The organism is Streptomyces adelaidensis (assembly GCF_016598475.1).
In the GTDB taxonomy this organism is placed as follows: Bacteria; Actinomycetota; Actinomycetes; order Streptomycetales; family Streptomycetaceae; genus Streptomyces; species Streptomyces adelaidensis.
Genome location: NZ_JAEMUX010000163.1, coordinates 1 through 7,192 on the forward strand (window position 1 = coordinate 1; position 7,192 = coordinate 7,192).

The window sequence follows — 7,192 nt, forward strand, 5'->3', positions numbered from 1 at the left end:
GCGGGTGCGGGTGCGGGTGCGGGTGCGGGTGCGGGTGCCGGGGGCTCCGGGAGGCTGTCGCCGCCGGTCGTCGCGGCGGCCCCGTGGACCGCCGACACCCCCTACTCCGACGCGCTGCGCACCGGCAGGGGCCCGCTGTTCCTGCGGCGGGCCGACGGCTGGCTGCTCCCGCTGGAGGTGGAGCGGTGGTGCGCGGACGCCGATCCGGTCGACCTGTCCGTGCTGGACCGGTGCGAGGGCGCCGTGCTCGACATCGGCTGCGGGCCCGGACGGCTGGTCACGGAACTCGCCGCGCGGGGACGGCGGGTCCTCGGCATCGACATCAGCGAGGCCGCCGTCGCCCGGACCGTACGGCGGTCGGGGCGTGGCTCGCACGGGCGCCGGTCGCACGGGGCGCGATCCGAGGCGGGGCCCGCGCTGTGCCGCTCCGTCTTCGAGCCGGTCCCGGGCGAGGGCCGCTGGGGCACCGCCCTCCTCATGGACGGCAACATCGGCATCGGCGGGGACCCGCGTGCCCTGCTCGACCGGCTGGCCCGGCTGCTCGTGCCCGGCGGACTGCTGATCGCCGAGACCGCCGCCGTGGACGTCGACGAACGCGCCGACGTCCACCTCGTCCGGCACACCGACGCCCGGGACACCGCCGGCGCCCCGTTCCCCTGGGCGCGCCTGGGCACCCGCGCACTGCTCCGCCACGCCGGGCGGGCCGGCTGGCGGGCCGACGATCAGTGGGCCACCGGCGGCCGTTGCTTCGTCGCCCTGCGCAGCCGCAGTACGAGCAGCAGCGCCGAGCAGCCGAACAGTACGGCGGTGACCAGCAGCCAGCGGGCGAGGAAGCCGTCCGCCGACAGTGCGGTGGCGGACTCGTAGCGTTCCGCCACGCGCCCGCTGATCAGCGGGAACCACACCAGCAGAAGCAGCCCGGACAGGGCCGCCGGGACGCGGACGTACCCCGTCCACTCGCGGCGGCCCACAGCTCCGAGCCCGCCGGTGACGACCCGGTCCACCGCCGCGTACACAGGCAGCAGGACGAGGTCGTGCAGGACCGCCGCCCCCACGAACCACAGCGCCACGCCGAACCAGTCGTCCGCGAGCAGCCGTACGCCGGCGTATCCGGCGAGTGCGAACGAGAGGGCGAGCAGCAGCAGTTGCAGGGGGCTGCCCAGCGCGATCCGCACCGAAGTCCTGTGTGCCGTCATTGTCCTCAGCCGTCCCATCACAGCTCCCCGAAGGTCATGCGGGCCACCCACTTGGTGTTCAGGACGCCGGGCGCCGCCGGGACGATGATCCGTGCCGGGTATCCGTGATCGGGGGTCAGCGGTTCGCCGTTGACGTCCAGCGCGAGCAGGGAGCGCGGGTCTCGGACCTGGTTGGCGCGCAGGGCGGCCCGGCGGAACGCGCCGCGCCGCTGGAGGGACTCGACGAGTACGTCGGGGGGCGCGTCGCCCGGGTGACCGACCAGCTCCGCGAGGTCGCGCAGGCGTACGCCCCGCCACCACTGGTCGGAGGTGGACCACCCCTCGACGCACGCGATGGGCAACGCGGCGCTGTGCAGCGGCATTCGCAGCAGCTCGGCGCGGCTCAGCCGGACGGTTCGCGAGGGGCCGGTGACGACGAGCCGCCACGCCTCCTCGCTGGTCTCCGCCGCGGCGATCCCCCGGGACGCGGCCGTCTTGTTGATCTGGAAGCCGTTCGGCCCACTGCCCGGCTCGGCGCCGCCGTGGGGCGCGAGGAGGGCCGTACGCCGTAGCGGGCCGTCGAAGTTCTGGCCCACCGACGTCCCGAACAGCAGCAGTGAGCCGCCCCCGACCAGCCACACGGCGCCGCGCCGGGAGACCGTGGGCTCGGCGGGGTCCGGGGCGACCAGCGAGGGCTCGGGCTCGGGCGGGGCGTCCCCGGAGCGAGCCTCGCGGAGCTGCCGCAGATTGCGCAGGGCGGCCGGTGTCTTCAGTACGGCGTGCGCGAGGAACGCCGCGAAGAAGACCCACGCCCCGTAGAAGTGCAGCGGGTAGAAGGAGCCGGGGAAGAGGTAGTCGAGCTGGATGTTGAGCACGCCCGTCACGAACTCGAACAGCGCGCCCCCGACCAGCAGGAGCAGCGAGATCCGCTCCAGGGCGTGGGCGAGGGAGCGCGCGGGCGGCAGCTGGAAGAGGCGGGGCACGACCGACCACAGCTTGGCCAGCAGGACGGGGACCAGGGTGATCCCGAGTGTGACGTGGACGCCCTGGTTGAGGCGGTACAGCCAGTGCGGGCCGGTCGGCCAGGAGAACAGGTAGAAGCCGAGGATCCCCTTGTCCGGGGTCTTGTCGTTCACCGGCGACAGGTCCGGGTTGTAGGAGGCGTACGACAGCAGCCCCGTCACGAACAGCACCGTGATCCCGGCGAGCAGCACCACGCCGAGCAGTGAGGTGAACCAGGGGCCACGCAGCGGACTTCGCCAGAAGCCGGGCGAGGAGGGCGAGGAGGGCAAGGAGGGGGAGCGTGCCATGGCCCCGACGTTAGGCCCGGGTCCCCTGGTCGGAGCGGGTGCGACTCATGACGAAACGCTGACGTCCGCGCCTGTCGGAGGTCCGGCGGCCGCCGTCCGGCCTAGCGTTGCCGAGCGTGAACCGCGATCTCCGCCGCGACCTGTACGCCGTCGCGGCCGCCGCCCTGCTCGTGGTGGCCGCCGCGCTGACCGGCGTCGCCATCAAGCGCGCCGATGACGTCCTGCACGTCGGCTGGCCTCCCCTCTACGCCAACTGGCTGCCCCACACCGGCCCCGGCACCCCTGCCGCGATCGCCGTCGCCGTCGCCGTCGTGGCGTACGGCCCGTCACTGGCCGCCCGGCTGCCCTGGCGCCCGCTGCTGTGGACCTCCTGGGGCGGCGCCATGGCCTGGACCTGGTCCCTCGCCCTCGTCGACGGCTGGGAGCGCGGGGTCGCCCGCCGGCTGACGACGAGATACGAGTACCTCCAGGTCATCGACCGCTTCGACGACATCCCCGCCACGCTGCGGGACTTCACCCACCACATCCTGCTCGGCACCCCCGACCAGTGGCCCCCGCATGTCGCCGGCCACCCGCCGGGCGCCACCCTCACCTTCGTCCTCCTCGACCGGATCGGGCTGGGCGGCGGAGCGTGGGCGGGCTCCTTCGTCATCACCGTCGGGGCGGCCACCGCGGTGGCAGTACTCGTCACCGTACGGACCCTCGCGGGCGGGGCGCTCGCCCGTCGCGCCGCACCGTTCCTCGTCCTGGCCCCGGCGGCGGTATGGGCGGGCACCTCGGCGGACGGCTACTTCGCGGCGGTCGCCGCCTGGGCCGTGGCGTTCCTCGCCCTCGCGGCGACAGGCCACCGGCCACGAGCCACCGCCCTCGCCTCCGGCCTCCTCTTCGGCCTCACCGTCTACCTCTCCTACGGCCTCACCCTCTTCGCCCTGATGGCCGCCGCCGTCCTGCTGCTCGGCTCCCGGCGCCTGCGGATCCTGCCGTACGCGATCGCCGGATTCCTCGTCGTCCCGGTGGCGTTCACCGCGCTGGGCTTCGACTGGTGGGAGGCGTACCACCTCCTGGTCGACCGCTACCACCAGGGCGCCGGCGGCTTCCGCCCATACGGCTACTGGGTGTGGGCCAACCTCGCCTGCACGGTGCTGATGGTGGGCCCGGCGACGGTGGCCGGCCTGCGGCGCACGGGAGCCGTCCTCGCCCGGCAACACACATCCCCCGAACGCCGCCTGGCCCTGCTCCTGTGCGCGGCCCTGCTCATGCTCCTCGCCGCCGACCTCTCCGGAATGAGCAAGGCCGAAACGGAACGAATCTGGCTCCCCTTCGCCCTCTGGCTCCCCGCGACCGCCGCCTTCCTGGACCACCCCCGCCCCTGGCTGGCCGCCCAGGCGACCCTGGCCCTCCTCCTCAACCACCTGCTCCTGACCGGCTGGTGAGAGCTCAGCGCCCTACCAGGTGGACGAGCCCTTCGATGGAGCGCAGGAGTGCCCTCAGGGCAGGGTCCGGGGTCGGTGTGGTGACGAGCAACAGCACCTGGACCGCCGGGTGTTCGGGAGCGTAGAGGTCGTCTTCGCCGTCGTCGCCGGGGATCGGGTTGGGCTGGATCTCGATCCGCGCGTCGAGGCTTTCGGCGAGGTGGTAGACGCCCCGGTACTCGCTGTCGCGCTCGGTGAAGACCGGCCCGAGGCGGTCACCGACGAGCCGTGCCGGCTCACCGGCGGTGTGGGCGCTGGTGCCGTAGGTGTGGTGGTCGCTCATGGTGCGCCAGAGCCTATGCCGCCGAGGGTGACGGGGTGGGTGCTCGACCGGTTGGGCGCGTTCGAAGCGGGCGTCCCTGGAGGGGGAAGCGACCGCTGTTGTCAGTGGCGGGTGATACGAAGCAGGGATGGACCGGACACCTGCATTCGAACACCTGCTGACCCTGATCGGGGATCGTTCCGCCGCCTTGCGCACCGCCGTCGCGGGCGCGCCCGATGCGGAGGTCCGCGTGCCCAGCTGCCCCGAGTGGTCGCTCCGCGACCTTGTCGAGCACCTTGCCGAGGTGCACCGGTTCTGGGCGGCGGCGGTCGCGGCCGGCCCCAGCGAGGAGCCCCCGGCCGTGGAGCCGGCCGGTGACGCGCCGGCAGTCGGGCTGCTGGCCCGTTCGACCGCTGCCACCGAGGAGCTGATCGCCGCGCTGCGCGCCGCCGGGCCGGCGGTGGGCTGCTGGACCTGGTGGGGTGGCTCCGGCGTGCCGATGACGAGCGGTGCCGTGGCTCGCCATCAGGTTCAGGAGGCCGCTGTGCACGCCTTCGACGCGCAGCTGGCCGCCGGAACTCCCCAGCCGGTGCCCGCCGTTGTCGCGCTCGACGGCATCGCCGAGTTCATCGGCGTCAGCCACGGCACCGCCGGCCCCTGGCCGCACGAGCCGGTCCGGATCGGCATTCACGCCGCCGAGGGCCAGTCATGGCTGGTCGAGCTGACCGCGTCGGGATCGCGCCTCGTCGACGGCCGGCACGAGACGGCCGCCGGCCTGCACGGATCGGCGAGCGATCTGCTGCTCACCCTGCACGGCCGCCTCCCCCTCGACAGCCTGCGAAGCGAGGGCGACCTCGCCACCCTGGAGAACTTCCTCAGTCGGCCCGACCTCAGCTGACGTCGGTATTGAGGCGAACGCGTGGCGGTGGCGGTGGCGCAGGTCACGGGCGGTATGCGCCGCGGTTGTGGTAGGTGACCTTTTTGGCGGGGAGTTTGGTGGGGGTGAAGAGTTGGTCGACGGTGACGAAGTGGAAGCCGCGGGCCTTGAGGGCCTTGATGATGCCTGGTACCGCGTCGACCGTGGTCTTGTGGATGTCGTGCAGGAGGACGATGTCGCCGGGCCTGGTCTCGGCGTTGACGGTTTTCACGATCCTGGCGGCGTCGCGGTACTTCCAGTCGAGGGTGTCGACGCTCCAGTGCACCAGCGGTCGACCGGCGGCGTTGCGGACGGCCAAGTTGTGGGCGCCGTAGGGGGCACGGAAGGTGGTGGGGTTCTTGCCGGTCGCCTTCTTGACCGCGGCGTCCGTGCGGGAGAGCTGCGACTTGATCTTGGCGGTGCTGAGCTTGGTCAGGTTGGCGTGGTCCCAGCTGTGGTTGCCTATCTGATGGCCGGCGAGCGCCGCGGTGCGTACCGTCGACGGGTTCTTCTGGACGTTCTGGCCGACGACGTAGAAGGTCGCTCTGACGTCCCGTTCCTTCAGGACGCGCAGCAGTCGCTGGGTGTCGGCGACCGGCCCGTCGTCGAAGGTGAGGGCGACGCACTTCACCTTGCGGCAGTCGACGGCCAGGGGTGCGGCGGAGACGGACGTGGTGGTGCCGGCCAGCGTGGTGCCGCACAGGGCGGCGGTGATGGCTGAGGTGACGAGGCGTCGGTGCATCGGGTCCTCCAAGGGCAGCGGGCTTGCCTTGTAGGACGAACGCCAACTGCACTTGGATGCCCGCGAGTTCGATAAGCCTCCGTTCCGCTTTCGGACGGATTCGGACCAGGTTCGGACCAGGTTCAGACCAGTTCGGGCTGGGGTTGCTGTTGCCGCGTCGGCGCGGGCTTCGGTTCCCACAGTTGTGTGGTCCGTACGTAGTGGTGGATCACCGAGGTCATCGCCAGAATGAGCAGTGGCCCGAACATCCACCGGTGTTCGGCCATCTCCGTCGACAGATAGCGATACGACACCAGCAGCGAGGCGAAGACCGTCGCGCCGTGGGCGACCAGCCGGGTTCCTGATCGGTCCCAGCCGCGTGCGAAGGAGCGCAGAGCCGCCTCGATCGTGAGCGCGAACACCACACCGGCCACGAGATCCACGCCGTAGTGGTAGCCGAAACCCAGCGTGGCGCCGAGCGTGGCGACCAGCCAGAACGCGCCCGCGAACCGCAGGACCCGTGGGCCCTTGCGGGAATGGATGAAGATCGCGGTCGCCCACGCCGTGTGCAGGCTGGGCATGCAGTTGCGCGGGGTGCTCTCGTCGAACGGCATCTGTCGCGGCACGTCGGCCGGCGGTGTGACCGGCCACAGGTCGGCCACCGCCCAGTGCCCGCTGGGGGGCGTTTCCGGCCACAGGTTGGCCGACGCCCAGTACTCGCTGCCCGAGCCGTAGGCGAAGATCGGTCCGACCACGGGGTAGATCATGTAGATGGCCGGCCTGAGAAGGCCTATGGCCATGAAGGTGCGCACCAGGTGATGGGGCGGGAAGCGGCGTTCGACCGCGACATCGCGCAGTTGGTAGAGCGCGACGATGACCGCGGCCACCGCGAGCTGGACATAGACCCAGTCGAGAAGATGGACGCCGATCGGACCGGTGGCCGTGACCATCCGGCCCACCAGCCATGACGGGTCGCCCAGCGCGTGATCGGCGGACGCCACGTACTGGTCGAGCACCGTCGGGCGGGTCCTCGACGTGATGAGCAGCCAGGTGTCGCCGGTCTTACGGCCGGCCACGAGCAGCAGGGCCAGCCCGACGCCCTTCAGCAGCAGGACTCGTTCCCGGCCGGTGCGGCGAGTGAGGGCGATGACGCCGTAGCCCAGGAACACCCACAACGCGCCGTTGCCGAAGCACATCCTGGCGTCGGTCGCCCACCGCAGCAGCAAGAAGGCGGCGTCGATGCCGATCGCGATCCCCGTCGCGATGAACCGTTGCCGCCAGGGGAGAACCACCATCATCAATGCCATGGCCGCGTAGAGCAGCGGCCCCGATCTGG

The 7,192-nt window shown here is 72.0% G+C and carries 7 protein-coding genes and 1 pseudogene; 3 read left to right on the plus strand and 5 right to left on the minus strand.

The window, feature by feature from the left end:
• Positions 1-243: 243 nt before the first annotated feature.
• Positions 244-618 (plus strand): annotated as a pseudogene (locus tag I8N67_RS44830) (methyltransferase domain-containing protein); the annotation flags it as partial.
• 104 nt (positions 619-722) lie between these two features.
• Here the strand turns inward: I8N67_RS44830 and I8N67_RS44835 are convergent.
• Both I8N67_RS44835 and I8N67_RS40420 read right to left on the minus strand, forming a co-directional pair.
• Entirely contained in the window at positions 723-1,214 is a 492-nt protein-coding gene (locus I8N67_RS44835) for a hypothetical protein (RefSeq protein WP_234047053.1), read from the minus strand.
• Positions 1,214-2,485, minus strand: coding sequence for a molybdopterin-dependent oxidoreductase (locus I8N67_RS40420; RefSeq protein ID WP_200309295.1), 1,272 nt, complete (start codon positions 2,483-2,485; stop codon positions 1,214-1,216). The genes I8N67_RS44835 and I8N67_RS40420 overlap by 1 nt, the downstream gene beginning before the upstream one ends.
• Before the next feature lie 116 nt (positions 2,486-2,601).
• Here I8N67_RS40420 and I8N67_RS40425 point away from each other — a divergent pair, with 116 nt between their 5' ends.
• A complete protein-coding gene (locus tag I8N67_RS40425; protein ID WP_200309296.1) occupies positions 2,602-3,918 on the plus strand; it encodes a hypothetical protein in 1,317 nt (438 codons plus the stop codon).
• A 4-nt stretch (positions 3,919-3,922) separates the two neighbouring features.
• Here the strand turns inward: I8N67_RS40425 and I8N67_RS40430 are convergent, their stop codons facing one another.
• On the minus strand, positions 3,923-4,240 hold the full coding sequence (locus I8N67_RS40430) for a hypothetical protein (RefSeq protein ID WP_200309297.1): 318 nt from the start codon (positions 4,238-4,240) through the stop codon (positions 3,923-3,925).
• A 127-nt stretch (positions 4,241-4,367) separates the two neighbouring features.
• On the opposite strand from I8N67_RS40430, the gene I8N67_RS40435 reads away from it, so the two are divergent.
• Positions 4,368-5,117, plus strand: coding sequence for a maleylpyruvate isomerase family mycothiol-dependent enzyme (locus I8N67_RS40435; RefSeq protein ID WP_200309298.1), 750 nt, complete (start codon positions 4,368-4,370; stop codon positions 5,115-5,117).
• A gap of 43 nt (positions 5,118-5,160) precedes the next feature.
• On the opposite strand, the gene I8N67_RS40440 is transcribed toward I8N67_RS40435, so the two are convergent.
• Positions 5,161-5,877 carry a polysaccharide deacetylase family protein gene (locus I8N67_RS40440; protein WP_200309299.1) on the minus strand — a complete coding sequence of 239 codons (717 nt, stop codon included), beginning with the start codon at positions 5,875-5,877 and terminating at the stop codon, positions 5,161-5,163.
• 122 nt (positions 5,878-5,999) lie between these two features.
• Positions 6,000-7,192, minus strand: a 1,193-nt coding sequence (locus I8N67_RS40445) for a phosphatase PAP2 family protein (RefSeq protein WP_234047055.1), incomplete at its 5' end; no start/stop codon positions are given.

Bases quoted from the DNA above. Each gene is read 5' to 3' on its own strand.
- I8N67_RS44835 (WP_234047053.1), bottom strand. From the start codon at position 1,214: ATGGGACGGCTGAGGACAATGACGGCACACAGGACTTCGGTGCGGATC.
- I8N67_RS40420 (WP_200309295.1), bottom strand. From the start codon at position 2,485: ATGGCACGCTCCCCCTCCTTGCCCTCCTCGCCCTCCTCGCCCGGCTTC.
- I8N67_RS40430 (WP_200309297.1), bottom strand. From the start codon at position 4,240: ATGAGCGACCACCACACCTACGGCACCAGCGCCCACACCGCCGGTGAG.
- I8N67_RS40435 (WP_200309298.1), top strand. From the start codon at position 4,368: ATGGACCGGACACCTGCATTCGAACACCTGCTGACCCTGATCGGGGAT.
- I8N67_RS40440 (WP_200309299.1), bottom strand. From the start codon at position 5,877: ATGCACCGACGCCTCGTCACCTCAGCCATCACCGCCGCCCTGTGCGGC.